We start from the raw sequence: 25,418 nt of genomic DNA, 5'->3' as shown, positions 1-25,418 counted from the left end.
GAAATCCTTTGGGTGCTGCGGGCAGCCGTAAGAGCTGGTCTTGCTCGCATCCCCTCATCTTTCTACCCTAGCGGCCCTACTGCGGATACCACCGCTTTTGCCAGGCCCGCATTTGCTCAATCTCCGCCTGCTGGGTAGTGACAATGGCTGTTGCCAGCTGCCGAATCTCGAGGCGCTGGGATTTTTCCAGAGCCTCTCTAGCCATGACCAGGGCTCCTTCGTGGTGCTGGATCATGGCTTGCAGGAAGCGCAGGTCAAACTCAGGGTCAGCGGATCCCAGGTTGGTATCCATGCGCATGGCAGCAGCCATCTCCGGAGTCATGGCCATCTGGTGGCCCATCTCTTCATGCCCCATGACGGGATCCCGGGGAGCTTGCGGGTACCAGCTCAGCCGCCAGCCTTGCATCTGCTTGATTTCTTGGCTCTGGGCAGCCATGATATCCTTGGCTAACTGACGAATGTCCCGCCGCTGGGATTTTTGCAGGGCCTCCGCGGCCATGCTCACCGCTCCCTCGTGGTGGAGGATCATCGCATCCAGCAACCGCAGGTCGAAGGATTCGTCGGCAGGGCCTAGGCTTATCTGATGAGCTCTATGGATCGAGAGCTCCCCCTTCCCCTTGCTCTCATGAGCAGTTGCCTCCAGCTCCCTGCCAGCCCAGGAAGCCCCCAGGACAAACCCACCAGCCAGGATGAGAGCCCAGGCCGTCAGGCGCATCGCCACTTCCCCCCGAGGACAACAGGCCAATATCCTACATCTTCCAATCTCCTCTGGAGTCAAGCCCTTTGGCGATCCTGGCGTCGCCCCTTCAGGAAGGGGGGGCAGGCTTCAACAACTGCTCCCCTTGCAGCATGCGGGCAGCGGCGCTGAGCAGCTCCTCCTCCAGGTAAGGCTTGGTGAAGTAGGCAGTGGCCCCCAGCTCCCGGGCTGTTTGCCGGTGTCGTTCTGCCCCTCGCGAGGTGAGCATAGCTACCGGAATATGCTTGAGGTTGCTGTCTGCCCGGATGCGGGAGAGCAACTCTAGGCCGTCCATGCGCGGCATCTCGATGTCGCAGAAGACGAGATCGCAGCGCAAGCCGCCACGCAGCTTTTCCCAGGCATCCTGGCCATCGCGGGCCTGCTCCACCCGGTAGCCCACCTTTTGGAAGGACATGGAGAGCAGCTCTCGCACGGTAATCGAGTCGTCCACAATGAGCACCGTGGTCTGATGGGTTTCCTCGGCCCTTGGCTCCTCAGCGCGACGCTCTGCCCAGAGGCGGCTGAGATCGCGACGGCGGCCTTGAGCCATATCCACCAGCTCGAGGACGTCAGCAATCGGCAGCACCCGCCCGTTCCCCAACACCGTTACCCCAGAGATTCCCGGCGGTTTGGGCACAGGGCCGCGCAGTTGCTTGATCACGATCTCCTGCTCTTCCACAAAGCTGTCCACCTGCAGAGCAAGGTACTGGCCCGCACTTTGGAGGACAACGATGGGAATGATACCCTCATCCTGGGTGACGGTATAAACCTCAGAGCGGCTGCGGCTGTGGCTGCGGCTGTAGGACAACAAGCTGGAGAGGGGCTGGAAGGGAAGACGCTGATCCCGCCAGGGAATGGTGGGCCGTCCCTGCTCATCAGGCTGCACGGCGTCGACGGGAACATCCAGCATCTCCTCCACGCCGTCGAGGGGGAAGGCAATCAGGGCCTTGTCGCTGACACACACCATCGCCTTGGAAATGCTTAGAGTGAGCGGCAGGCAGATGGTGAAGGTGGTGCCCCTGCCGCGCACAGAATCCACCTGAATGCTGCCGCGCAGTGCAGTGATGTTGCGCCGCACCACATCCAAGCCAACCCCTCGCCCAGCCAGATCGTCTACCTCGCTAGCCTCGCGGCTGCTGAAGCCGGGGTGGAAGAGAACCCCAAATACCTCGTCTTCGGTTGCTTCCTCTGACAGCAGCCCCAACCTTTGCGCCTTGGCCTTGACCTTCTCCACCGGGATCCCCGCCCCGTCGTCGGAGACGACAATGATGGCTTGGTTGCCCTGGTAGAAAGCCTTGACGGTAATCTTGCCCTCAGGGGGCTTGCCCAAGCGGCGCCGCTCTTCCGGCGGCTCGATCCCGTGCACCAGGGCGTTGTTCACCAGGTGGGTTAGCGGGTCGGAGAGCTCTTCCAGAATGGCCTTGTCGATAAGGGTGTCCCGGCCTTCCACCACCAGGCTGGCCTGCTTACCGGTTTTGAGGGAGAGGTCGCGAACGGCTCGGGGCAAGCGGTCGGCAATTTGCGCAAAAGGCACCATGCGCGCTCGGTTCAGGCCCTCTTGCAGTTGGGCGGTGACCTGCCGGAACTGGCGGGCAATCTGCTCCGCCTCATTCACGGCAAACTCAATGTCGGAGGAAGACTCACGCACCCGCACAATGAGCTCGATAATCTCCTGGGCCAGGGCGTGGAAGGCCGTAAACTGGTCCATCTCTAGCTTGTCGAACTCCTGGCCTGTGGAGTGACCGACTCTGGCGCGGCTGGATCCCTCGCCGTTGCGACTGGAGCCCACTGCTGCCGTGCTCCTGCGGCCAGAAAACAGCGCTGCTTCCAGCAGGGAGCGGTCGTACTGATCCCGCATGCGCTGGCCCAGCTCCCCAAGCTGCTGGACACGGCTCAATAGGCCATCGAGAAATTGGCGCAGGCGAGTTTGGTTTTGCTCTATGCTGTTGCGGATGACAACCAGCTCTCCCACCAAGTTGTTGATGAAGTCCAGGTGACGCACCTCCACCCGCATTACAGAGCTACCTAGGGCAGCCCGCCGGCTGGCCGGTGTTGCTGGCGTAGCGGGTACTGCTGGGGTGGCTGCTGGAGCAGTAACAGCAGGGGGAGGAGGCGCAGCAGGAGCCTGGGGAGCGACCTCGAGGTCGCCTAGGAGCAATTCCAGTTGGGCTGCGAAGTCGCTGGCGGCTTCTGCAGGGGGAGCAGAAGCCTCTTCCAGCTTAGGAGTCGCTGCTGGTTCAGCAGCATCAAAGAGAGCAGCCAGATCGTCCAAGCTGGGGCTGGAAGAGCCTTCTAAAGCTTCTTCTGCCGGGGTCTGCATCTTGCCCTCAGCCACAGTTGCGCCCAGGGCGGCCAAGGGCTCATCCTCGGCAAACAGGCTTTCCAGTTGCCTGGCCAGGTCTTCCTCTGCTGACTGCAGAGCCCTACCCTCCTCTGCTACCTCTGGCGGAACTTCTGCAGCTAAGTTGCTTGCTGGCGAGGCTTCTAGGTCACCCAGGGAGGCTCCTTCCTGCGTGTCTGCCGCTGCGGCAAAGAACCGGCTCAGCTCCTCCAGATCGATCTGGCTGTCGCCATCGGTATCCACAGCCGATGAAGGTTCGCCAGCCCCCCTGCCCAGCTCTTCGGCCTCGGCCTCCTCGGCAAACAACGCCTCGAGACGGTTGAGAGAATCCTCCGAGAAGGAGGCAGCAGCTGCTGCAGAAGGCTCCTCTTCTGGGGCTGGGAACATCTGCTCCAGGAGCACCCACTCCTCCTGGTTTTCTGGGGTCTCCCTGGCCAAGAGCTCAGCCAGGCTCAGCTCAGCCGTGAAGCCCTGGGCTGCCGCAACCTCTGGCTCCTCGAGGCTTTCAGACTGCTCGGCTGCTTCCGACCAGGCCAGCTCTGCCGCCCCAAGAAGATCCTCTAGGCTCTCCTCGGCAGGGGATCCCTCCTCGACCTCTGCCCAAAGCTCCACCCTGGGAGTTGACTCCAAGTCAGGCAAGGGAGAACTCTCAACGGCTAGCTCCTCCAGCTCAAACGGGGCCTCCACTCCACCACTTGCAGCCGCAAAGTCGAGGCTCGCCGTAGGCCTTTCCGCAGGTGCTTGGACCGTCAACTCCTCTTCGGTGACGTTCCAGAGAGCTTGACCTGTGTCCTCAGCCTCTGTCTGCTCAGCAGAGCCAGCCTCCGCTGTGGCTTCGCCCACCACTTCCGCAAACAGCGCTGCCAGATCCGCTTCCGCTCTCCTCTCTTCTGGGATGAGCTCCTCGAACGCTGCTGAGGAGAGTTCAGAGGCAGGAGGGATCAGCTCTGGTGGAAGTTCTTCGATATCGGATAGCTGTTCCGCGTTGGCAAACAGCTCCTCAAAGGCCAAGGAGACCTCTTCCTCCAAACTCAAGGGAGTGGCGTCGAAGTCACCTCCACCCACGGCCCAGTCGGCTCGTGGCGCCCCCTCCTCCTGAAGCCAGTTCATCTCTGCGGAGCCAGCAAGGCCTTCCTGGGTAAGGTCGGCGGCAGCTTGCCCGTCTTCCTCTATCCCCTTCTCGGCAGGCATCTCCGGCCGGCCTAGCTCTGGGTGTTCTGTTTCTTGGCTTTCGGCTTCTAGGGCTTCCTCTAACCCAGATTCTCGGCTTAGAGCCGGAGCAGAGAGGACGGCCTCGGGTTCGGCAGAGGACAGTTCTGACTCAGCCTCCTCAGCAACTGTCGGCACGCGGCGGAAGGCCAACAACTCTGCAGAGGGCTGGATGCTCTGGGCTGATCCGCTAGCCAGAGCCTGGTGGCCCTGCTTGAGATCTCGCAACACTGGCAGAGCCACCTGCCGTAAATCTTGGGCAGGATCTGCCAAAATCTCCCCAACCAGGCGCGCTAGGGCTGTCCAGCCGCCCAGATCCACACCCTCGGCCTGCCCCACCTCCTGCAGGGATTGGGCGATGCTCTGCAAGGCGGGCCGCGTAGCGGGGTCGTCGGGCCGTTTGAAAAGCTCCAGCATCTGGCGCAGTAGGGCCGGGATCCGCTGCTGGATCACCACGTCCAAGGGATCAGGGGGTGCAGCCGGCGCTGCCGGGCGGGCCAGCTGCTGCAATTCTGCCGAGGCACTCACCTCCTCAGCCCTGCCTGCCAAGATCAACTGCTGCCCTTGCTTGAAGTCCCGCAGGGCAATCAACGCCAGCGTTCGCAGATCGGCATTGGGGTTGCCCAGCGCTTGCTCGAAAGTTTCTGTGAGCTGTTGCCAGCCTTTCAAGTGATGAGTTTGCCCGATTTGCTTGAGGACGGCATTTGCCTCCCGCAACTGCTCGCGCACGCCCGGCTGATCCCCTTGCTTGAACAGCTCCAACATCTGCCGCAACTGCTGCGGCACCACTTCCACCATCTCCTGCTGAAGGCTGCGAGCTGCCGACGGCGGGGCAACAGCCGGAGCGGGAATGGAGGGGGGTCCTTCGCCCAGAAGACTGCGAATGTGCTTTTCGGCCTCCTGAAAAACTGGCTCCAATCCTGCCAAAGTGGAAGCGCTGAACTCCTGGGTGAGGCCTTGGGGGCTCTGCAGCTCGTCCAAGAGCGCCGTCAGACCATCAAAGACCTGCAGCAGCAGTGTTTCCAGGTGCTGATCCACTGGCACCTCGCCCGGACGAGAGCGAAAGATGTTAAAGAAGTCTTCTAGGCGGTGGGCTGTTCGCTGAATGCTGGTAAGGCCCAGCATGGCTGCTCCCCCCTTGATGGAGTGAGCAGCTCGGAATAGCTCATTGATTTGCTCAGGGTCGCCGACCGTGTCCCGCAAGCTGAGGAGCCCTTGCTCGATAGTGGCCAAGTGGTCGCGGGCCTCTTCGATGAAATAGTTGAGAATCCGCTTTTGTGCTTCTTCATTCATGGCAGGAGGCTCCTCCTACGGCCCACAGTCTTAGTAGTAACAAATTGGACACAGGAAAACTTGCCTCTGCGCTGATTGGCAGGGGGCTCCCAAGGAGAATCGGGATCCTTACTCCCTAGAGTGCCCGCGAGCCAGGCAAATTTGCTCATTCATCTCCCACTCGGAAGCGACCCACGGAAGCTTGAAGCTCACGGGCAATGCCCACCAACTGCTGCAGCGAAGCAGCCACTTTCTGCGCCTCTTCGGATGTCTCGTTGGCTGTCAGCGCCACTGATTGCATGAGGTGGGCCACAGCGCGAGAGGTCTCTGTTTGTTGTACGGTAGCCTGAGAAATGGCCCGCACCAACCTATCAATCTGGTGGCTGACCTCGATGATCTCGTCCAGACTGTTTTTGGCCTGCTCAGCCCGCCTTGTTCCCTCGATCACCACCTGGGTTCCCTCTTCCATGGCTGTCATGACGTTGCTGGTCTCCGACTGGATCTGCAGCACAATCTGCTCGATCTCTTTCGAAGCTTTGGCGGCTCGGTCAGCCAGTTGTCGCACCTCATCGGCCACAATGGCAAAGCCCCGCCCCGCCTCGCCGGCCCGCGCGGCCTCGATACTGGCGTTGAGGGCAAGCAGGTTGGTGCGCGAGGCAATTTGTGAGATCAAAGCCACAATCTTGGAGATCTCCTGGGAGGATTCTGCCAAGCGTTTCACCTTGCGGGTCGCCTCTGCTGCCACTTCCCGAATCTCCAGGATGCTGGCCACCGTGCGATCCACGGCTTCTCCGCCTCGGGCAGCTGCTTCTGTAGCCTGGGCAGCGACATTGGCTGCCTCGCGAGCATTGCCAGCCACCTCCTGAATGGAGTCTGTCATCTCCTGAATGGAGTTGAGGGAGTTGGAAATCTCCTCCGCCTGGCGCAGGGCGTCGGCAGAAAGGTTGCGGGCAAAGTCCTCGCTCTGTAAAGCTGCATCGTTCACAGCGGCTGCGGCCCGCTTCACTTGAATCACGATGTCCCGCAGGCTTCTAATGGTCAGGTTGAAAGAGTCAGCAACAGCTCCGAGCACGTCAGCGGTAACCTCCGCCCGCACCGTCAAGTCCCCGCGGGCTGCCCCCTCCACATCGTCCAGGAGGCGGATCACTTGGCGTTGCAAGTCTTCCTTAGCCTGCCCCTGTTCAGCAGCCCGCTGGCTGAGGTCAGCAAAATGGGCCTCTAGGGCAGCAGCCATCCGGTTGAAGCTGTCGGCCAAGCGCCCCAGCTCGTCATCTCCTCTCGCCTCTGCCCGCACGGAATAATTCCCCTGGGCCAGGGCGGCAAAGTGTCCGGCCAGCTCTTGGGTAGTGGCGCGAAGGCGCTGGGCATGGCGGGAGGCAAGGACAGCCCCAACTCCTGTGCCAATGACCCCCCCGCCAACTACGCCGGCCAGCAGGCGGGCTCCACCGTTGGCTGGGATCCCTAGGCCAATGGCCAAGCCGGCAGCCAAACTGACCACCCCTTGCATCAGCGCCAGGGTCAGCTGATTGGCTGTCAGTCGGCTAGGCAGTTCCCCTCTAGGTATGCTGGGGAGAGGAACGGAGAGAGTCGGCAAGCTTTGTAGCGTTCTAGCCGTTTCTCCTGTCTTGCCCTCATCGGCGCCGAGGGCCGCCGGCTCGCTCCTGCCTGTGCCGGCCAGTTCGCGATCCAAGCTGTTCAACTCGTCAGGCTCAAAGAGCACCGTAGAGCCAGCGCTGGCTGTATCTTCGTCGGGGGCAGGGATCGGCTCGCTCATGGGGGCGGCCAATTCCGTCGGCAAGCTTTCTTCTAGGGATCCCCCTTCCTCAAAAGTGGGTAGAGAAAAGCCTATCTCCTCGGGAAAATCGGCACCGCTAGCCAATTGAGTAACAGCATCGCTTTCCAGATCTTGCGGCTGTTGCTCAAACTCGTTGAGGAAGGCAAAGTCGTCCTCGAGCATCGGCTCTGCCTGAGGTTGCTTCACACCCCCTCCCGTTGTTCGAGGAGTCGTGGGCAGGGGCTGAGAGGAGCCCAACGGGGCTGCTGGCTCCACTGAGAGTCTCGTCTCGAAAGGTTCGGCAAATTCTCCAAAGCTGTTGCTCTCCGCAGCAAGGGGATCGGCCCCAGCTTCTCTCCTCTCCTCAAACGCAAACTGGGAAAAAGGATCCGACTCCTCCAGTTGAGCAGCAAACCCCTCCCGAGGCTGAAGCTCGTCCTCCTGCGGTAAAGGGGGAGCCTCTGCTAGCTCCGGCGCCACCTGCAACAGCTCCTCCAGGCCCCTACGGGCTGCTTCCAGATCCTCAGGATCGCTGGCCGTTTTGAGGATGGTATCGTAGGTATGGCGGGCTTCCCGCAGTTGCCCTGCTTGCTTCTGGGCCGAAGCCAGCAACAGCTTGACCGCCGTATCCTGAGGTTGAGCAGCGGCCACCTGGCTGAATAGACGCACTGCCTCAGCGTAGTCTCCCCGCCAAAAGGCAACCATTCCCTCAGTGAAGTCTCTCTGATTGTTTGCGCTGGAAACCATGGCTCCTCCCTTCCCTGCTTGGCTACCTCTGGGACTGCTTTAGCCTCAATGCACAGAACTCACCCCACACCAACCCCTCAAAGTCGCTAGGTCGCCATAAAGCTGTAGTACCTGGTCATGGACTGCTTTTCCCCTCCAACCCTAAAGCTTTGGGGGCAAGAGCTAGCACAACACATCCCCAGCAAGCTTGGGGCAAATCTCTTGGGAACAGGCTCCAAGCTGTTTCCCCTGTCTAGGGGGCAATCTCGATAAGAACTATACATCCTCCTTTTCCTGGCGAACTTATAGGTGGCTCCTCATCAGCCCCAACGATTAGATTTCAGGATGGCCGACGGATCCAGGAACGGCAAGTGAGCCCCTGTCTCTGGCATCACCCATTCTCCGCGCAAGAAGGGAGCTAGCGACTCAGGAGCCTTCTGAACAGGTTGCAGCGATTCCGTCTTGAGCCACTCTATGCCCCCAATGGAGTCCACAGCCAATCCCATCAGCAAATCCTGTTGATCCATCACAGCCACCACAGGCAGCTCGGCACGCTCAAGATTGAGGGGGGGACTGATCCCCAAGAATTGCCCCAGGTCTGCAACCCAGATCACTTCACCCCGCAAGTTGAGTGTGCCCAGCAAAACCGGTACCACATTGGGCATGGGGGTAATCTTCTCAGGGCCAATGCTCATCACTTCCACAATTGATACTGCCGGCAATGCAAATTCTTCGCCGGTGGCAACCTTGAATTTCAGGAATAGCTCACCTTCAGGAGCCTCAATTTCTCTCAATTCCTGGGTTTCGTCCCCCATCAACAAGTCCAGATCCCCCACCATGATGCTCCCCCCTGTGGATGGTCCTGTGGAGAGGTGGCCACCGCTCCCTTGCCCGGGTCTAGAGCCCCCCCTGGGCTCTGCCGGAAGGCATAGAAGCGGGCTAGCCCCTTAGTAATCGCTTAATCGTACCCACCAGTTCCTGGGGCTGAAAAGGCTTGACGACATAGGCATCTGCTCCCTGGCGCAGCCCCCAGTAGCGGTCGGCTTCCTCACCCTTGGAAGAGCACATGACAATTGGAGTGTTCTGAGTAAGCGGGTCAGCTTTGAGAAGACGGCACACCTCGTAGCCGTTCATGCGGGGCATGACGATGTCCAGCACAATCAGGTCGGGTTTGTTCTGCTTTACCGCCTCTACAGCTTCCACTCCATCTTCCACGGTCATGACCTCGAAGCCGTTTTCCTGCAGCAGCTTACTGATCATCTCCCGCTGGGATTGGCTATCTTCTACCACCAAAATGCGACTCATTTTTGGCCGGTCTCCTTGATCTCTTAACCATTAACCTAATTGGTGGAGCAAAGACTCCGCAAACATGTCTGGCGCCTTCATTTCCCTTCACCGGAGCACTTCGTAGCCGTTCCTGCGTGGCCTCCAGGTAGGTAACTGGTTATCCACTATCACTTTGACCATCGCCTGCACCCCCCAGCCATTGGCCTGCTGCGACTGAAGCCTATTGCTCAGCTCTGGGGCTGTGGGCCAGCCGTGCTACCCCTATTGTTTCGATGCGGCATGCCTCCGTCCGGTACTCCCTCTCCCGTTTGATCCTATTTGCCGCCCTGTTTGGGAGGTGGGCCCACGTAGGATTCGACGACGGTCAACAACTCCTTCTCAGAAAAGGGCTTGCTCAGAAACTCGTTGGCCCCCGCCATGCGGGCTTTAATTCGGTCAGAAAAACCATCCTTGCCGGTGAGCATCACGATGGGGGTTTCATGGAACTGGCTGGATTTGCGCAACATGGCGCACAGCTCATACCCATCCAGCTTGGGCATGGCCACATCGCAGAGAATCATGTCGGGGTTGAGGAGAAACACCTGTCCCAGAGCTTTGAGGGGGTTGCCAATGGTGGTAACCTGGTAGCCCTCGTTTTGCAGGATGAACTCCACGGTTTTTTGGATGGCCATGGAATCGTCGATGCAGAGGATGTGAGCAGGCTTGTCGCTAGGTTTGAGGGGTCTACTAGGCTTGGGACCAGCAAGGGGGACAGGCTCGGACAGGTGGATTGCCCCCTGCTGCACATAGGGATAGAAGGCTTTGGCCACTAGCAGGATGTCTCGGCCCAGGTAGCGGGCCATCTGGCGAATGCTGGTTTTGCCGTCCGACCACTCACTCAGAGCTTTGAAGACGGCGGCTGGCAGGGTTTGCTGGAGGGGCAGGGGGTTGACGATGGTGGGGGCTTGGTTGGGAGTCTGGATGTAGGGATGCAGCTTCTTCCACTCCTGCACTTGGGTCACCATCTCAGTGAGCAGGGAAGTGACCGGGAAGGTGGTCAGTTGGGGGGCCAGAGGAGGGCCGGCCTCGAAAATAAAGGAGCCGTGGTGAAGGCTGAGCAGATCAAAGAGGACTTCCCGCACCATGCCCAGAAGGATTTGCTTACCTTGGTTGGGGTTGAGCTTGTGGTTTTCCAGCAAAGACCAGAGGCGGCTGTACTCGGGGATGTTCACCGCTGCTTTGGGTGGCATCTGAATTTCGTCTAAGGCAGCTTCGAGCTGGAAGCGGCGCAGGTAGTCCCTGAGACGAGCAGCGTTGCCTTCGCCTTCAGAGGCATAGATGATTCGCCCATTGAGGAAAAAGATGAACCAGTAGAGGGAAGGGTTTGCCTCCACGAAAAGTTCGCCGGTGCGCTGGCCCAACTCGATCAGCTGGAGAATGCTGCGGATATCGATCTCTTGGAGTCTTCCCTGCATGGGATCCCTCCCTGCAGTCAGCAAGATACGACCATTATGGCGCTAGTCTCTAACGGCTGCCTGTAGGACTATCTTGGAAATGGAGTTAAAGTTTTAAGAAGCTGAGTCTAAGGTTAGAGCCGAGCGCCTACATCCCCGTTGGGCTCGGAATCCCCTAGTTCTTGCAAGACGTATGCTGCCGATATTCGCTGCCTGGGTGCTAGGTCCGCTGTTGGCAACCTACACCGTGCTGTTTGTGCTGCGCATTTTCCTGTCCTGGTATCCGCAACTGGATACTTCCCGCCTGCCCTACTCCCTGGTGGTCGGCCTAACAGAGTTTCTGTTGCGCCCGACACGCCGCCTGATCCCGCCTCTGGGGGGTGTAGACATGGCGCCTGTAGTTTGGGTGGGCCTAGTAACCCTGTTGCGGGAGCTGTTGCTGGGGCAGCAGGGTCTGCTAACGATGGCCCTACACCCGTCCTTCTAGGGCCTTTGTAGAAGAGGGAGCCGCTGCTGGAAGGGTTGTTGGACATTGGCTCCTTCTCGCCTCTCCTCCTGAGCCTGTTTCAGGTGCCGAATTAGCTCTGGCACCACCTGGTAGAGATCCCCCACAATGCCGTAGTGGGCAAATTTGAAGATGGGGGCGGAGCTGTCCTTGTTGATGGCGATGATGAGCTGGGACTTGTCCATGCCAACTCGGTGCTGGATGGCTCCCGAGATGCCACAGGCAATGTAGAGCTGAGGACGGACAGTTTTCCCCGTTTGGCCTACCTGGTGGGCATAGGGGATCCAGCCGGCATCGACAGCCTTGCGAGAAGAGCCAACGGCGCTGTTGGGGAAACAGGCGGCTAGCTCCCTCATCAGCTCAAAGCCTTCCGCGCATCCCAGGCCGTAGCCGCCTGCAACGATGACTTTGGCGCGGCTGAGATCCACTGCCTGGGAAAGGTTGCGCACCGTTTCCACAATGTGCAACTTTAGATCCTCCGGCTTCAGGTTAACCGGCACCGGGATCACCTCCCCCTGGCGAGATCCGTCCCACGGCAGGGGCAGCATCACCCCAGGGCGCACCGTGGCCATTTGCGGATTCTTCCAAGGTCCAAGAATGCGGGCTTTGAGCGATTCGCCAAAGCTGGGCCGAATGGCGTACAGGCAGGCGGGGAAGAAGCCAGCCTTGCTGGGATCTCTGCTGTTGGTGTACTCAAAGGGGCCGACGTCCAGCTCGGTGCAATCGGCGGTCAAGCCTGTTTCCAGGTGGGCTGCCAAGCGGGGGGCCAAGTCGCGGCCAGTGGTGGTGGCCCCAAACAGCAGGATGTGGGGCGGCTGAGGCCAGCTTTTGATGAGATCCACGATGACGCGGCGGTAAGGCAGAGTGCGGTATTGAGCCAGCTCTGGGTGATCGGCAATGAAGACTTGATCCGCCCCGTGGCCGATGAGGAGGGGGGGCAAGTGGGCGATGTTGTGCCCAAGGACCAAGGCACTCAGGATCCCTCCTAGCTTGTCCGCTAGCCGTCGCCCCGCTCCTAACAACTCCAGAGCGATGGGCTGTAGCTCCCCGTCTACTTGCTCGGCAAAGACCACTACCCGCTTGCTATCCATAAGTTGGGACTCCTCTTGGGGTGGGGAAGCTAGAAGGTCAGGGTGTAGCGGAACAAGTCAACGGCTTGGGTGAGTTGTTGCACCAGTTGGGGCAGCGGCTGCCCCTGAAAAACTTGACACCGGCCGCCCATCTCCCCAACTTTTTCGGTAGCGGCCACAATGGTCGGGGATCCCTTGAGGCCACAGCGATCTGGATCGGCCCCTATGTCGTCTAGGCTAAGAATCTGGATGACCTCAGCCCGTGCTGCCTCGTCCCGCATGAGCCGCTGCACCCGCTGCATGCCGCGCAGGGTAGGGTAGGCCAAGCGTCGCGCTGTGTTGGCCACTGTAACCAGAACCGGCAAGGGCACCCTTACTGTCTGGGATCCTCCTTCGATAGCCCGCCGCGCCACCAAGATCCCTTCTTGGATCTCGAAGGCCTCGCAATAGGTAACCTGAGGGATCCCCAGCCGCTCCGCCAACTGGGGCCCCACTTGGGCTGTATCGCCGTCGGTGGTCTGGAGCCCGCAGAAGAGGATATCCGGCTGGCCCGCATAGCGAACTGTCTGGGCCAAGGTGTAGGCAGTGGCCAAGGTATCGGAAGCAGCGAGGCGGCGATCGGTTATCAGAATGCCCCGATCCACGCCGTGGGCAATGGCCTCGTAAAGTACCTCGATGGCTGGCGGTGGCCCCATGGTGATTGCCGTCACCCTGGCCCCGTGCTGGCGTTTGGTTTGGAGAGCCGCTTCCAGGGCGTAGCGATCAAAGGGGTTTAACATCCGCTTGGCCTTGGCCCGGTCGATGGTGCCATCGCTGTTGACGCCCGTTTTGCTATTAGGATCGGGCACTTGCTTAATCAAAACAAAGGTCTCCAAGGGCGCTTGTCCCCTACTGATCTCCTCCAAGGTAGAAGGGATTTCCTGTCCCACGAAACTTATTCAGCTTTTTTTTGGGATCACTACCAGCTTTAGTCAGCCGTTACTTGTTGTTACCGTTTATCTGTTGCTAGCAGCCTTTTGGCGAGCCCAATCGGCAAGCTTACTAGACCTTGCCAAGCCGATGGAGTTAGCCTGCTTAATTTCACTGGAAGACAAAGTTTCTTGTCTACAGGTAAAGTGCCGGTGGTTACAGTCAGCATTAAGTAGCAACAGACTTCACGCCGTAACTTTGGCGGTGGCTGAGGTGAAGGCCCCTGAACGCCTCTTGCGCAGCGCAGGGCAATCAAAACAAGAGGTGTAGCCGCAACTGCTTCGCGGCAAGCAGACTGCTCTCATCCGTTGGAAATTGCCATCCTCGAGACACTAGGATTTTGGTCTTCACTCCCTAGAACCAGGCCGGCTGGAGCAGAGAGGAGGCAGTTGTGTCAAAATCAAGAGACGCGCTGGTGCCCAGTTGAGCTTTCGCAGAGTTGTCTTGGTACCCTCAGCCATGGTCACCCAGTCCCTATCCACCTCCCTGATTCGCTTTCTCACCGCTGCCGTAGCCGAAAGCATTCAACGGGCAGCCGCAGCAGGGCAACTGGGATCCTTGACTCCCGAGCGGGCAGCCGGCGTGATGCCAGTTGTTCAGATCCCCAGCGATCCTCGCTATGGCGATTACGCCTGTCCTACTCCCTTGGGAATGGCCAAGCTCTGCCGCCTAGCGCCGGCTCAGATCGCTCAAACTCTGCGAAAACACCTGGATTTGCCGGATATTGAAACTGAGGTGGCAGGGGGAGGGTACCTCAACTTTCGGCTTGGGGATCCCTTTTTGGCCAGGCGACTGCAAGAGTTGTTGAGGTTGGGGGACGACTTTGGCAAAACCGCCAGTCCTCATCCCGAGCGCATTTTGCTGGAATATGTTTCTGCCAACCCAACAGGGCCGCTGCACGTAGGGCATGGCCGCTGGGCGGCGGTTGGCTCCACCCTGGCTAACCTGCTGCGCTGGACAGGCCACCAAGTGGAGCGGGAGTTCTACATTAACGATGCCGGCAATCAGATGCGGCTCTTAGGTCAGTCTCTAGAGGTGCGGGTGCGGCAACTCCAGGGCGAAGAAGTGGCTCTGCCAGAGGACGGCTATCACGGCAGTTACTTGATCGATATTGCTCGGCGGCTGCTGGAGCAAGTGCAGGCTGGGATCCGCCCTCTGCCAGCCAGCCTAGAGGAATACATAGAGTTTGCTTATGAGGAAATCCTGGCCTGGCAAAAGCAGACCCTACAGCAGTTGCGCACCGAGTTCGATCACTGGTTTAGCGAGCGCCGCTTGCATACGCCAGATCCCCAGACGGGCCTGAGCGCTATCCAGCAGGCTTTGCAAGAGCTGCAAGAGCGCGGTTTTCTCTATAGGGCTAGAGCGCCGCGAGGCGAGGATCCCAAGCTAGGGGCCGAGGAGGCCGTTTACTTCAAAACCCAAGAATTTGGCGACGACAAGGATCGGGTGGTGCAGAAGGCTGATGGCTCGTTTACCTACCTAGCGGCTGATATCGCTTACCACCGCGACAAAGTCCGGCGGGGCTACCAGCGGCTGATCAACATCCTTGGCTCGGATCACCATGGCTATATTGGTCGCCTGAGGGCAGCGGTGGCGGCCTTCAACCCAGAGGTGAAGCTGGAAATCCTGATTGGCCAATTTGTCAAGTTGTTTAAAGCTGACCCGGAAACTGGAGAGAAGGTCGAAGTGCGCATGTCCAAGCGCACTGGCAATTTTGTTTCGCTAAACGATCTCATCGAAGATCCAGAAATTGGCGTGGGGGTCGACGCAGCGCGCTGGTTTTTGCTCAGCAGCAGCATGGACAGTCCCATCAACTTTGATTTGGATTTAGCTGTCAAGCAAACTTTCGATAACCCAGTGGTCTATGTCCACTACAGCCACGCCCGCTGCTGTACCCTGTTGCGGCGGTTACAGGAGGAAGAAAAAGTGAAACTAACTGACGAAGTTGCCCTGACGGAGCAACGAAGACTGCCCTACAGAGAACCCGAAGAGCGAGCCTTGCTGTTGCGCCTGTTGGCTCTGCCGGATGAGCTGATTGCCGCTGCCGAGGAGCGCGCCCCGCATAAAATCATCCGCTATGCAGAAGCCGTTGCTGCCGATTTCAACAAGTTTTACGACAACTGCCGCATTTTACCTCTCTTGAAAGAGGATCCCCTCTTGGCGCAAGCCCGCATTCAACTAGTGCAAGCTACGCGGCAGGTCTTGTTTAACGTGCTCACTGGCATCCTTGGCCTAAGTGCCCCCGAGTCCATGTAAAGCTTGACCGAGTTCCTATCCAAGGTTCGAGCAGTAAAAAAGGGATCCCACTTATAGGGATCCCTGGAGTTGCTTTAGCTAGGCAGTTAGCCCGACAAGGAAGCCGTCGAGGCGATGAGGAAGGCCGCGTAGGTCAGCACGTACCCCACTGTGAAGTGAGCTAGACCCACCAAGCGCCCTTGCACAATCGACAGGGCCACTGGCTTATCCTTCCAGCGGATCAAGTTAGCCAAGGGAGTGCGCTCATGCGCCCACACCAAGGTCTCGATCAGCTCTTGCCAGTAGCCGCGCCAGGAGATGAGGAACATGAACCCCGTGGCCCACACCAGGTGGCCGAACAGGAACATCCAGGCCCAAACCGACAGGTTGTTCATCCCGTAGGGGTTGTAGCCGTTGATCAACTGAGCGGAGTTGGCCCAGAGGTAGTCCCGCAGCCAGCCCATGAGGTAGGTGGAGTTCTCGTTGAACTGGGCAGTGTTGCCGCTCCAGATCCCCAGGTGCTTCCAGTGCCAGTAGAAGGTGACCCAGCCAATGGTGTTCAGCATCCAGAACATGGCCAGGTAGAAAGCATCCCAGGCGGAGATGTCGCAGGTGCCGCCCCGGCCCGGCCCGTCGCAGGGGAAGCTATAGCCGAAGTCTTTCTTGTCCGGCATCAGCTTAGAGCCGCGGGCATCCAGCGCCCCCTTGACCAGGATCAACGTGGTGGTGTGCAGGCCCAGAGCAATGGCGTGGTGCACCAGGAAGTCCCCAGGGCCAATGGGCAGGAAGAGGAACCCATTGGGGTCGTTAATGGCTTGCAGCCAGCCTGGCAGCCACACGTTGCCGTGGTTGGGCCAAGCAGTGGAGGCAATGCTGTTGGGATCCGACAACAGCACGTTCATGCCATAGAGCATCTTGCCGTGGGAGGCCTGGATGAACTGGGCAAACACCGGCTCGATCAGGATCTGCTTCTCCGGCGTGCCGAAGGCCTGCATGACGTCGTTGTGGACGTACAGCCCCAGCGTGTGGAAGCCCAAGAACAGCGACACCCAGCTCAGGTGGGAGATGATCGCCTCCTTGTGATCCAGCACCCGCGCCAGCACGTTGTTCTTGTTGGCCTCGGGATCGTAGTCCCGCACCAGGAAGATGGCTCCGTGAGCAAAAGCTCCTACCATCAAGAAGCCAGCAATGTACTGGTGATGGGTGTAGAGAGCCGCCTCCGTGGTGTGATCCATGGACATGAACACGTAGGGGTTGAGGGCGTACATATGCTGGGCCACCAGCGAGGTCACCACCCCCAAGCAGGCCAGAGCCAGTGCCAATTGGAAGTGCAGGGAGTTGTTGACCGTGTCGTAGAGGCCCTTGTGCCCTTCGCCCAACAGGCCCCCAAAGGGAGTGTTCTTGGGTGGGTTATGGGCGCCCAGGATCTCGCGGATGCTGTGGCCGATGCCCCAGTTGGTTCGATACATGTGGCCAGCCACAATGAAGAGCACGGCAATGGCCAGGTGGTGGTGGGCCATGTCCGTCAACCACAGAGACTGGGTGTTGGGGTTGAAGCCGCCCAAGAAGGTAAGGATGGCCGTGCCCGCCCCTTCTGCGGTGCCCCAGACGTGGTTGGCCGTGTCTGGGTTCTGGGCGTACACCCCCCAGTTGAGGGTGAAGAACGGCTTCAGGCCCGCTGGGTGGGGCAGGGTGGTGAGGAAGTTGTCCCAACCTACGTGCTGACCGCGGGACTCGGGGATGGCCACATGGATCAGGTGGCCCGCCCAAGCCAAGGAGCTGACGCCAAACAGGCCGGCCAGGTGGTGGTTGAGACGGGCTTCGGCGTTCTTAAACCAGCTCAGGCTGGGGCGGAAGCGAGGCTGTAGGTGCAGCCAGCCAGCAAACAGGAACACCGCTGCTAGTAGCAGTAGGCCAATGGCGCCGGCGTAGAGATCGCCGTTGGTGCGTAGGCCAATGGTGTTGAACCAGTAATAGAGGCCAGAGTAGGCAGCATTCACAGGGCCACCGCCACCAGGTTGGGTGAAGGCCTCCACTGCCGCCTTGCCAAAGTGGGGATCCCAAATGGCGTGGGCAATAGGCGTGACGCCGGTGGGGTTGGCCACCCATTGCTCATAGTTGCCCTGCCAGGCGATGTGGAAGACGTTGCCAGAGGCCCACAGGAAGATGATCGCCAGATGGCCGAAGTGAGTGGCAAACAGCTTTTGGTAAAGCCGCTCCTCCGTCATGCCATCGTGGGTCTCGAAGTCGTGGGCGGTGGCGATGCCATACCACAGACGTCGAGTAGTGGGATCGCTGGCCAGGTCTTGGCTGAATTGGGGAAAACGAGTTGCAGTGGTCATGATTGTCTCTTCCTCCTTGCCTTAGCCGAGTGCGGCAAACCGTGCCAGGAAGAACGCCCAAGTGGTCACGATTCCGCCCAGCAGGTAGTGGGCCACACCGACCGCCCGCCCCTGGATGATGCTGAGGGCGCGAGGTTGAATGGCCGGAGCAACTTTCAGTTTGTTATGGGCCCAGACGATGGACTCGATCAGCTCCTGCCAGTAGCCACGGCCGCTGAACAGGAACATTAAGCTGAAGGCCCAGACGAAGTGGGCGCCCAAGAAGAGCAGCCCGTAGGCTGACAGAGCTGAGCCGTAGGAGTTAATCACCTGCACCGATTGCGCCCACAGGAAGTCCCGCAACCAGCCGTTGATGTTGATAGCGCTGGCTGCAAAGTTGCCTCCGGTGAGGTGCTCAATCGTGCCGTCCGGGTTGACGGTGCCCCAGATGTCGCTCTGCATCTTCCAACTGAAGTGGAAGATCACAATCGAGATGCAGTTGTACATCCAGAACAGCCCCAGGAACACGTGATCCCAGCCGGAGACTTGGCAGGTGCCGCCACGGCCTGGGCCATCGCAGGGGAAGCGGAAGCCCAGCTTGGCCTTATCGGGGATCAGGCGAGAAGAGCGGGCAAACAGCACCCCCTTGAGCAGGATCAGCACCGTGATGTGGATGGTCATGGCGTGAATGTGGTGAACCATGAAGTCCGCCGTGCCCAGCACCATCGGCATCATGGACACCTTGCCACCCACAGCCACCACATCACCCCCAAAGATGGGGCTTACCGAAGCGCCCACATAGGGAGCAGTGCTAGCGATGGCCTTGGTGTGCAGCGATTGAATCCACTGGGCAAAAATGGGCTGCAGCTGGATGCCCGTGTCCGAGAACATGTCCTGCGGACGGCCCAGGGCCTGCATCGTGTCGTTGTGAACGTAGAAGCCGAAGGCGTGGAAGCCTAGGAATAGGCACACCCAGTTCAGGTGGCTGATGATGGCGTCGCGGTGGCGGATCACCCGATCCAAGACATTGTTGCGGTTCACCGCCGGGTCATAATCGCGAACCATGTAGATGGCCCCGTGGGCAGCGCCGCCAACGATAAACAGGCCCCCTATCCACATGTGGTGGGTAAATAAGGAGATCTGGGTGGCGTAGTCAATGCCCATGTAGGGATAGGGGTTCATGGCGTACATGTGCTGGGCCACGATGATGCTCAGGGATCCCACCATGGCCAGGTTGATGGCCAGTTGGGCGTGCCAAGAGGTGGTCAGCACTTCGTACAGACCCTTGTGGCCCTCGCCCGTGTAGGGGCCCTTGTGGGCTTCCAGGATCTCCTTAATGGAGTGGCCAATGCCCCAGTTGGTGCGGTACATGTGGCCAGCCACGATAAAGAGCACGGCAATGGCCAGGTGGTGGTGGGCCTGATCCGTCAGCCAGAGGGCGCCCGTTTGCGGATCCAGACCACCCTTGAAGGTGAGGAACTCCGCGTACTTGCCCCAGTCCAAGGTAAAGAAAGGCACCACCCCGCTGAAGAAGCCCCAATCCACGCTGGGGAACATCTCCTTCATCAGGGCCGGCTTGAGGATGAATTCATGGGGCAGAGGGATCTGGGCCGCCGGCACGCCGGCATCCAACATCTTGTTGATGGGAATGGCCACGTGGATTTGGTGACCAGCCCAGGCCAGAGCGCCCAACCCCAGCAGGCCCGCCAGGTGGTGGTTGAGCATCGACTCTACGTTTTGGAACCACTCCAGCTTGGGAGCCCGCTTGTGGTAGTGGAACCAGCCAGCAAACAGGCAGAGGGCGGCCATCACCAAGCCGCCAATGGCCGTTACCAGGAGCTGAAACTCATTGGTGATGCCGGCAGCCCGCCAGAGGTGAAAGAGGCCCGAGGTGATGCGGATCCCTTCAAAGCCGCCGCCCACATCACCGTTGAGGATCTCCTGGCCAAAAATGGGCCAGACTACCTGGGCGCTGGGCTTGACATTGATGGGATCAGCCAGCCAAGCGGAGTAGTTGGAAAACTGAGCGCCGTGGTAGTACATGCCGCTCAGCCAAACGAAGACCACCGCCAGGTGGCCGAAGTGCGCCGAAAAGATCTTGCGAGAGATGTCTTCTAAGTCGCTGGTGTGACTGTCGAAGTCATGGGCAAGAGCATGCAGGTTCCAGATCCAGGTCGTGGTCTTGGGCCCCCGCGCCAGGCTGCGATCGAAGTGCCCTGGCTTGGCCCATTTCTCAAATGAGGTGGGAACTGGATCGATATCAACCGAAACCTTGACTTTTGGCTCTCGCTCCCTAGGTGTAGTTGTCATCAAGAACTCCTCTCTTGCGACCAGGAACGAAGCACCCCCGCCCTAGCAAAACTGGGGATTCTCCCCTGGGCGGGACTTACCTGGCATTATAGGTCAGCCTCTGTAAACCCCCTGTCGCTTCACAATAATTAAACTCAGGCGCCAGGCATCCCCTCCCACCTGAGGGATTACGGCAGGCTGGGGATCTCTCCTTTGCATAGTTGTGTAACGGACTTTCAGCTTGCGGAAAGAGCTGGCCGGGATGGATCACTCGTTTCAGTGGCTAGCCCAAATAATCGGTCTGGCAGCAGAAGGGCAGTGCCTACCCCAGCGGCGTGAAGCCGAAAATTGCGGGGCAGGGATCCCTCAAGATCCGTTTGCTAAACTGTGAGCAATTTGCTGACAAGCTCTGGCAATGGCCACTTCTACCTGCACCTTTTTGCATTTGGCCGATGTGCATCTGGGCTGCGACCGCTACGACAGTCCAGAACGGAGCAAAGATTTTTTCTTGGCCTTTCGGGATGTGGTGCGCCGCCATGCCATTCAAAAGCGGGTAGACTTTGTCCTCATTGCTGGCGACCTGTTTGAGCATCGACAAATTCAGCCTGGAGTTCTCAACCAAGCCCAGCTTGTCTTGCGGGAGCTGAAGCAAGCAGGGATCCCGGTTTTGGCCATCGAGGGCAACCACGACAGTCGCCCCTATGGTGTCAAGACCAGTTGGCTGCGCTACTTGGCCGATCACGGAGAGCTCATTTTGCTGGAGCCAGAGGAAGGAGAACAGGGCCTGGAGCTGCACCCCTGGTCAGATGGGCGGGGGAGCTACTTAGATCTCCCCTGTGGAGTGCGGGTCATCGGTTCCCAGTGGTACGGGTCAGCAGCTCCCAAGTCCATTGAGCAGTTGGCGGCAGCTATTCGGCAGTTGCCTCCTGGCCCCGAGCGGGTGGTGTTGATGTTCCACCACGGACTGGAAGGGCAAATTGCCCGCTACCAGGGCGCCTTGCGCTACCGGGATCTCCTGCCTCTACGGGAGGTGGGGGTGGGCTATCTAGCCTTGGGACATATCCACAAAAGCTATGCAGAAGAAGGCTGGATCTTCAATCCAGGATCGCTGGAGGCCACCAGTACTGCTGAATGGGATCTTTCGCGAGGGGCTTATCGCGTCCGCTGGGGAGAGGGACCGCCCCAGGCAGAGCTGGTGCAGGATTACTACCAAAGACCCTGTCAGCGACTCTACCTCGAGGCTAAGGGTCGAGAAACGCCTGCCGAAATTGCTGCAGCAGCCCTTGCCATGGCCAAGGAAGTTGGGCCGCCAGGCGACGGGCCAGAGCCGCTGGTAGAGTTGCGGCTGGTAGGTCAGGTGGGCTTTGCCAAGCACGAGCTGGATAGCCGAGATCTGCAACGGCAAATTCAGCAGCTTACTGGTGCCCTGGTTGTCCTGTTTCGTTTCGAGGCCAATTCTCTTGAGATTGGCTCGGCCGCTCTTTCCCTTGAAGAAGAGCAAAGGCTCCAAGTTGAAGAGAAAATCTATAGGGATCTGCTGAGCAGTCATGCCCACTACCGGAAGCGCAGCAAGGAGCTGGCGCAGCTGCTTTTGGATCTCAAAGAAAGAGTCTTGGAGGGACAAAGCGAGGCAGAGATATACACCCGCCTGAGCGGAGCCTTTGTAGGAGAAGAAGACTGATCATGCGGATCCTCTCGGTAGCTCTCCAGAACTTTAAGGCCTACGAGGAAGCTGTCTTTGAATTTGAACCCGGTATCAACGCTATCTGTGGAGAAAACGGAGCCGGAAAAACCAGCATTCTGGAGGCCATTGCTTGGGTTCTGTTTGACTACTGTCCCTACAACCAAGAGGAGCTGATTCGCACAGGCGCCAACGATGCGGTGGCCACTGTACAGTTTGTCTCGAAATGGGATCAGCGCACCTACAGTGTCCGCCGCAGTGTAGCCCAGGGCTATCGCCTCTTCGACCCACAGCTCAAGCAGCGCCTAGACTGCGAGCGAAAGACGGATGTACTGGCTTGGCTAAGGCAACACTTGGGAGTGCCGGCGGGTACAGATTTAGCACGGCTGTTTGCTACAACTATCGGCGTGCCCCAGGGTACATTTACAGCAGACTTTCTCAAAACAAGCAAAGAACGAAAAGAAGTCTTCGACCGTATCTTGAAGGTAGAAGAATACCAGCAGGTTGCTAAGGACTTGCAGACGGTTGAAAAATACAGTGAGGCACAGGTTCAGGCTGTTAAGCACCGAATCGAGCTGCTTCATCAACAACTGCAAGACTGGGATCTACTCCAATCAGAACAGCAAGAGATTGAGCGGGAGTTAAACTACTGGCGAACACATCTCAATCACTGCACCCATACCCTAAGTGAAACTAGGCAGAAGCTTGAACACCTGGAGAAGCTGCTTGAGCAAATCCAAACACTTGAACAGCAAATCGTTCAACTGGAGCAAAAGAGATCGCTACTAAATCTATCCCTTGAGCAAGCAGAAAAGCTATGGGCAGAAGCCAAGCAAGCTCGAGCAGAGCAAGAGCAATCTCGAGCAGGGGCCCAGCGCTTCCTAGCCATAGAGGCTCAGCTGCGGGAGTTGGAAAAGCAACAGCAGCAGCGCTTGGAGTGGCTAAGGCAGCGAGAGAACCTACTCTTGCAAAAGCAGAACGTTGAAAATCAACTGGCAAGACTTCAGGAAAAACTAAGCCAGCTACAGCGCTGGAAACAGGAGCTAGAAGATCTTGCACCTAAAATTCAGCTCCAGGAAGAGCTGGAGCGCCAACAAGACCGCTGGACTCAGCAGCTCAATACCCTGCTACAGCTATACCAGGAATGGGAACAACTACAAGGAAAGTGGTCAGCCCAAGCTGAATGGTGTCAACTCCTACAGAGCCGAGTTCAAGAAGCGGAGCAAGCCCAGATCATTTGTCAACAGCATCAACCAGCCTATAGGCGCTATCTAGAGCTGGAAAACCTCATTGTCGAGCAAGAAAAGCTACGAGGGATCCGACAAACTCTAATGGCCCAGCGGGAAGCGCTGAGGCAGCATCTTCACCAGCTACAGTTGCGCGGATCCGAATATCAGCAACAGCTTCAGCTTTTGCAGAAAATGGAAGCCGATAGGCTTTCCTTGCAAGCTCTCTGCCAAAGGCAGGCTGAATTGGAACAACGTTATAACCAAATTAGCCAAAAGCTAGCCTACTTTCAGACCTTGCGCCTTGAACTTAAACAACAAGAGAGAGAGTGGGAGCAGGCCCGCACCCAACTGGAACACCTGCAGCAGCAGCTTCAACAACGACAGGCCGACCTGGAGCGACTAGCCAGCCTACCCAGCCTAGAGGCTCAACGAGAACGGCTGCAAACTCAGCTAAGCCGCATCGCAGCAGCACGGCAGTTTCAACAAGAGCTGAAAGACCTTTTTGAGGAAAGCTCTTGCCAACTTACCGAGTGCCATCGCCGCATCCAGGAGCTTATCCAAGAGCTAGCTGTCTACCAACGCAACTACCCTCAGTTTCAGGCCCTATGGCAGCAGCTCCCGGAAGTCCTGTATCAGTCTTTGGTTCTGAACCAACGTTTGCTGCAGTCAATCCACCAAATCCTTCAGGATCTTGCCCCACAAACAGATGAGACTCAACTGCGCCAGCAACTGGCTGACATCCAGAGGCAGCTCAAGGCCCTGCAGCCCCTAATTGGCTTGACTGCCCAGATCCCTGAGCTGGAGGCTCAAATTGAGCAATTGACACACTTGCAAAACGAACGGCAACGCAAAATTGAGGATCTTCAGTGGAGCCTTGAGGCTGAGCACAACTTTCTCCGGCAACACCAGGAAATTGGACAAGCTCTCCAGGCATTGGGAGATCCCAAAAGCCAGCTCCAGCGCCTAGAAAGGGAGCTCAGCCACAAGCCACAAGTAGAGCAAGAGTATCAGCGGATTGAGAATCAGGTTCATCAGCTTCAGCAGCAGATTCAAACTCTAGAACAGGACCTCAATCCTCTTTTGGATCTGGATGAAAAGATCATTGCTTTGCAGGAGGAACAGAGGCGCCACCGCGACGGCTACGAAACTTTTATTCGCATGCAGCTTCTAGCCCAAAGCTTGCCCCAGCGCCAAGATGAACTTCAAGCAGCTCAGCTAGTCTTAGACCAAATACAGAAAGCTAAGCAAGAAAAGCAAGCCCAGATCGACCGTTGGGAACAGATAGAGGGCTCCAAAGATTACCTGCAAGCTCAAATTGCAAAAACTGCTGAAACTTTAAGAGAATTAGGGGATCCCAGAAGCCAAGCTGAGTGGCTAAAGGCAGAGCTTAAGCTGGAGGAGCAGTACCTAGGCCTGCAAGCCGGCTACCTTCAGCAAATCCAGGACTTAGAGGCAGTGCTCCAACCTCTTGAAGAAGCCCTGTCCCAAACTGAACAGCTGGAGCAGGAGCTGGGATCCCTACAGGAAGAACGCGAAAGATACCGCTTAGATCACGAACGCTACCTACGGGCGGAGCCTATTGCCAAATTGCTAACCGAGCGGGAACAAAAACTAGCCGAACTCAAGGCCCAACAGCAAGAGTTGCAAACTCAACTAGCTCAACTGCAGGCAGATCTGGATCCGCTAACCTCCTTCTACCAGCCGCAGGAGCACCAACATCTTCGATCCCTTTTGCAGTCTACCGAGATCCAAAAAGCCAAAGCCCAAGCTCGACTGGAAAGCCTTTCCCCGCAGTTGCAGAAAATCCAGGAGAGACTGCAGCAACTGGAACAGGTGAAGCAAGCCTTAAAGCAAGCTGAGGTGGAAAGAGCTGAAAAAGAGCGGCTGCACCGCTTCATTAAGTTTAGTCGAGATACCTACAAAAAAGCCGGTCCTCAAATTGCCCAGTACTACCTGCAACAGATCAACATTGTTGCCGATCACCTCTTTCGCGAAATTCTCAACCGCTCTGATGTCAGCCTTACTTGGGAACCCGACTATGAGATTCGCATCCAAGAAAGAGGGGGGGCCAAACGACGTTTTGCCAGCCTTTCTGGAGGAGAGCAAATGTCAGCAGCTCTAGCTGTTCGCTTAGCTTTGCTCAAGGTACTGGGACAGTTGGACATTGCCTTTTTTGACGAGCCTACTGCCAACATGGATGCCCAGCGCCGCCAGCGACTAGCGGAAGCCATTACCAACTTGCGTTCCTTTGAGCAGCTATTCGTAATCAGCCATGACAATACCTTTGAGCAAGTGACGGAAAACATCATTCGCGTGGAAAGGCACTCCGGATGATGAGGAG

14 protein-coding genes are annotated in these 25,418 nt (G+C 58.2%); 4 read left to right on the top strand and 10 right to left on the bottom strand.

The annotated features are described in order from the left end of the window. Positions 1 to 76 precede the first annotated feature (76 nt). From NW833_RS05835 to NW833_RS05810, 6 genes are all read right to left on the bottom strand, one after another. Positions 77 to 715, bottom strand: a complete 639-nt coding sequence (locus tag NW833_RS05835; protein ID WP_414411854.1) for a DUF305 domain-containing protein — start codon at positions 713 to 715, stop codon at positions 77 to 79. A gap of 91 nt (positions 716 to 806) precedes the next feature. After that, the gene (locus NW833_RS05830) at positions 807 to 5,579 is read right to left on the bottom strand and encodes a response regulator (RefSeq protein WP_414411853.1); all 4,773 of its coding nucleotides are present in this window, start codon (positions 5,577 to 5,579) and stop codon (positions 807 to 809) included. Positions 5,580 to 5,724: 145 nt separating this feature from the next. Next, positions 5,725 to 8,079, bottom strand: a complete 2,355-nt coding sequence (locus NW833_RS05825) for a methyl-accepting chemotaxis protein (RefSeq protein ID WP_414411852.1) — start codon at positions 8,077 to 8,079, stop codon at positions 5,725 to 5,727. 299 nt (positions 8,080 to 8,378) lie between these two features. Then, positions 8,379 to 8,897 carry a CheW domain-containing protein gene (locus NW833_RS05820; protein ID WP_414411851.1) on the bottom strand — a complete coding sequence of 173 codons (519 nt, stop codon included), beginning with the start codon at positions 8,895 to 8,897 and terminating at the stop codon, positions 8,379 to 8,381. A 100-nt stretch (positions 8,898 to 8,997) separates the two neighbouring features. Beyond that, the gene (locus NW833_RS05815) at positions 8,998 to 9,363 is read right to left on the bottom strand and encodes a response regulator transcription factor (protein WP_414410687.1); all 366 of its coding nucleotides are present in this window, start codon (positions 9,361 to 9,363) and stop codon (positions 8,998 to 9,000) included. 296 nt (positions 9,364 to 9,659) lie between these two features. Next, positions 9,660 to 10,799, bottom strand: coding sequence for a response regulator (locus tag NW833_RS05810; protein ID WP_414411850.1), 1,140 nt, complete (start codon positions 10,797 to 10,799; stop codon positions 9,660 to 9,662). Positions 10,800 to 10,971: 172 nt separating this feature from the next. Here NW833_RS05810 and NW833_RS05805 point away from each other — a divergent pair, with 172 nt between their 5' ends. Beyond that, positions 10,972 to 11,265, top strand: coding sequence for a YggT family protein (locus tag NW833_RS05805; RefSeq protein WP_414396663.1), 294 nt, complete (start codon positions 10,972 to 10,974; stop codon positions 11,263 to 11,265). Here the strand turns inward: NW833_RS05805 and NW833_RS05800 are convergent. Beyond that, positions 11,262 to 12,374 carry an electron transfer flavoprotein subunit alpha/FixB family protein gene (locus NW833_RS05800; RefSeq protein WP_414411849.1) on the bottom strand — a complete coding sequence of 371 codons (1,113 nt, stop codon included), beginning with the start codon at positions 12,372 to 12,374 and terminating at the stop codon, positions 11,262 to 11,264. The two genes, NW833_RS05805 and NW833_RS05800, sit on opposite strands and share 4 nt — an antisense overlap. Positions 12,375 to 12,403: 29 nt before the next feature. Then, positions 12,404 to 13,228 (bottom strand): electron transfer flavoprotein subunit beta/FixA family protein, encoded by an 825-nt coding sequence (locus NW833_RS05795; RefSeq protein WP_414410684.1) that lies wholly within the window; start codon positions 13,226 to 13,228, stop codon positions 12,404 to 12,406. 553 nt (positions 13,229 to 13,781) lie between these two features. Between NW833_RS05795 and argS the strand changes: the two genes are divergently transcribed. Continuing rightward, on the top strand, positions 13,782 to 15,578 hold the full coding sequence (argS, locus tag NW833_RS05790) for an arginine--tRNA ligase (protein ID WP_414411848.1): 1,797 nt from the start codon (positions 13,782 to 13,784) through the stop codon (positions 15,576 to 15,578). An 86-nt stretch (positions 15,579 to 15,664) separates the two neighbouring features. Here argS and psaB read toward each other — a convergent pair whose 3' ends face one another. Both psaB and psaA read right to left on the bottom strand, forming a co-directional pair. After that, entirely contained in the window at positions 15,665 to 17,899 is a 2,235-nt protein-coding gene (psaB, locus tag NW833_RS05785) for a photosystem I core protein PsaB (RefSeq protein ID WP_414396655.1), read from the bottom strand. Positions 17,900 to 17,920: 21 nt separating this feature from the next. Further along, positions 17,921 to 20,188 carry a photosystem I core protein PsaA gene (gene psaA, locus NW833_RS05780; RefSeq protein ID WP_414411847.1) on the bottom strand — a complete coding sequence of 756 codons (2,268 nt, stop codon included), beginning with the start codon at positions 20,186 to 20,188 and terminating at the stop codon, positions 17,921 to 17,923. Between the two features lie 394 nt (positions 20,189 to 20,582). Between psaA and NW833_RS05775 the strand changes: the two genes are divergently transcribed. Both NW833_RS05775 and NW833_RS05770 read left to right on the top strand, forming a co-directional pair. Continuing rightward, entirely contained in the window at positions 20,583 to 21,848 is a 1,266-nt protein-coding gene (locus NW833_RS05775) for a metallophosphoesterase family protein (protein WP_414411846.1), read from the top strand. A 2-nt stretch (positions 21,849 to 21,850) separates the two neighbouring features. Beyond that, the gene (locus NW833_RS05770) at positions 21,851 to 25,411 is read left to right on the top strand and encodes an AAA family ATPase (RefSeq protein ID WP_414411845.1); all 3,561 of its coding nucleotides are present in this window, start codon (positions 21,851 to 21,853) and stop codon (positions 25,409 to 25,411) included. Positions 25,412 to 25,418: the final 7 nt, after the last annotated feature.

The organism is Synechococcus sp. O70.1 (assembly GCF_047462215.1).
Lineage (GTDB): Bacteria > Cyanobacteriota > Cyanobacteriia > Thermostichales > Thermostichaceae > Thermostichus.
Note: the sequence above shows the minus strand (reverse complement) of the source record. Positions and strands in the feature narration are given on the sequence as shown.

Coding starts and splice junctions, on each gene's coding strand:
- NW833_RS05835 (WP_414411854.1), bottom strand. CDS start 715: ATGCGCCTGACGGCCTGGGCTCTCATCCTGGCTGGTGGGTTTGTCCTG.
- NW833_RS05830 (WP_414411853.1), bottom strand. CDS start 5,579: ATGAATGAAGAAGCACAAAAGCGGATTCTCAACTATTTCATCGAAGAG.
- NW833_RS05825 (WP_414411852.1), bottom strand. CDS start 8,079: ATGGTTTCCAGCGCAAACAATCAGAGAGACTTCACTGAGGGAATGGTT.
- NW833_RS05820 (WP_414411851.1), bottom strand. CDS start 8,897: ATGGTGGGGGATCTGGACTTGTTGATGGGGGACGAAACCCAGGAATTG.
- NW833_RS05815 (WP_414410687.1), bottom strand. CDS start 9,363: ATGAGTCGCATTTTGGTGGTAGAAGATAGCCAATCCCAGCGGGAGATG.
- NW833_RS05810 (WP_414411850.1), bottom strand. CDS start 10,799: ATGCAGGGAAGACTCCAAGAGATCGATATCCGCAGCATTCTCCAGCTG.
- NW833_RS05805 (WP_414396663.1), top strand. CDS start 10,972: ATGCTGCCGATATTCGCTGCCTGGGTGCTAGGTCCGCTGTTGGCAACC.
- NW833_RS05800 (WP_414411849.1), bottom strand. CDS start 12,374: ATGGATAGCAAGCGGGTAGTGGTCTTTGCCGAGCAAGTAGACGGGGAG.
- argS (WP_414411848.1), top strand. CDS start 13,782: ATGGTCACCCAGTCCCTATCCACCTCCCTGATTCGCTTTCTCACCGCT.
- psaB (WP_414396655.1), bottom strand. CDS start 17,899: ATGACCACTGCAACTCGTTTTCCCCAATTCAGCCAAGACCTGGCCAGC.
- psaA (WP_414411847.1), bottom strand. CDS start 20,188: ATGACAACTACACCTAGGGAGCGAGAGCCAAAAGTCAAGGTTTCGGTT.
- NW833_RS05775 (WP_414411846.1), top strand. CDS start 20,583: ATGGCCACTTCTACCTGCACCTTTTTGCATTTGGCCGATGTGCATCTG.
- NW833_RS05770 (WP_414411845.1), top strand. CDS start 21,851: ATGCGGATCCTCTCGGTAGCTCTCCAGAACTTTAAGGCCTACGAGGAA.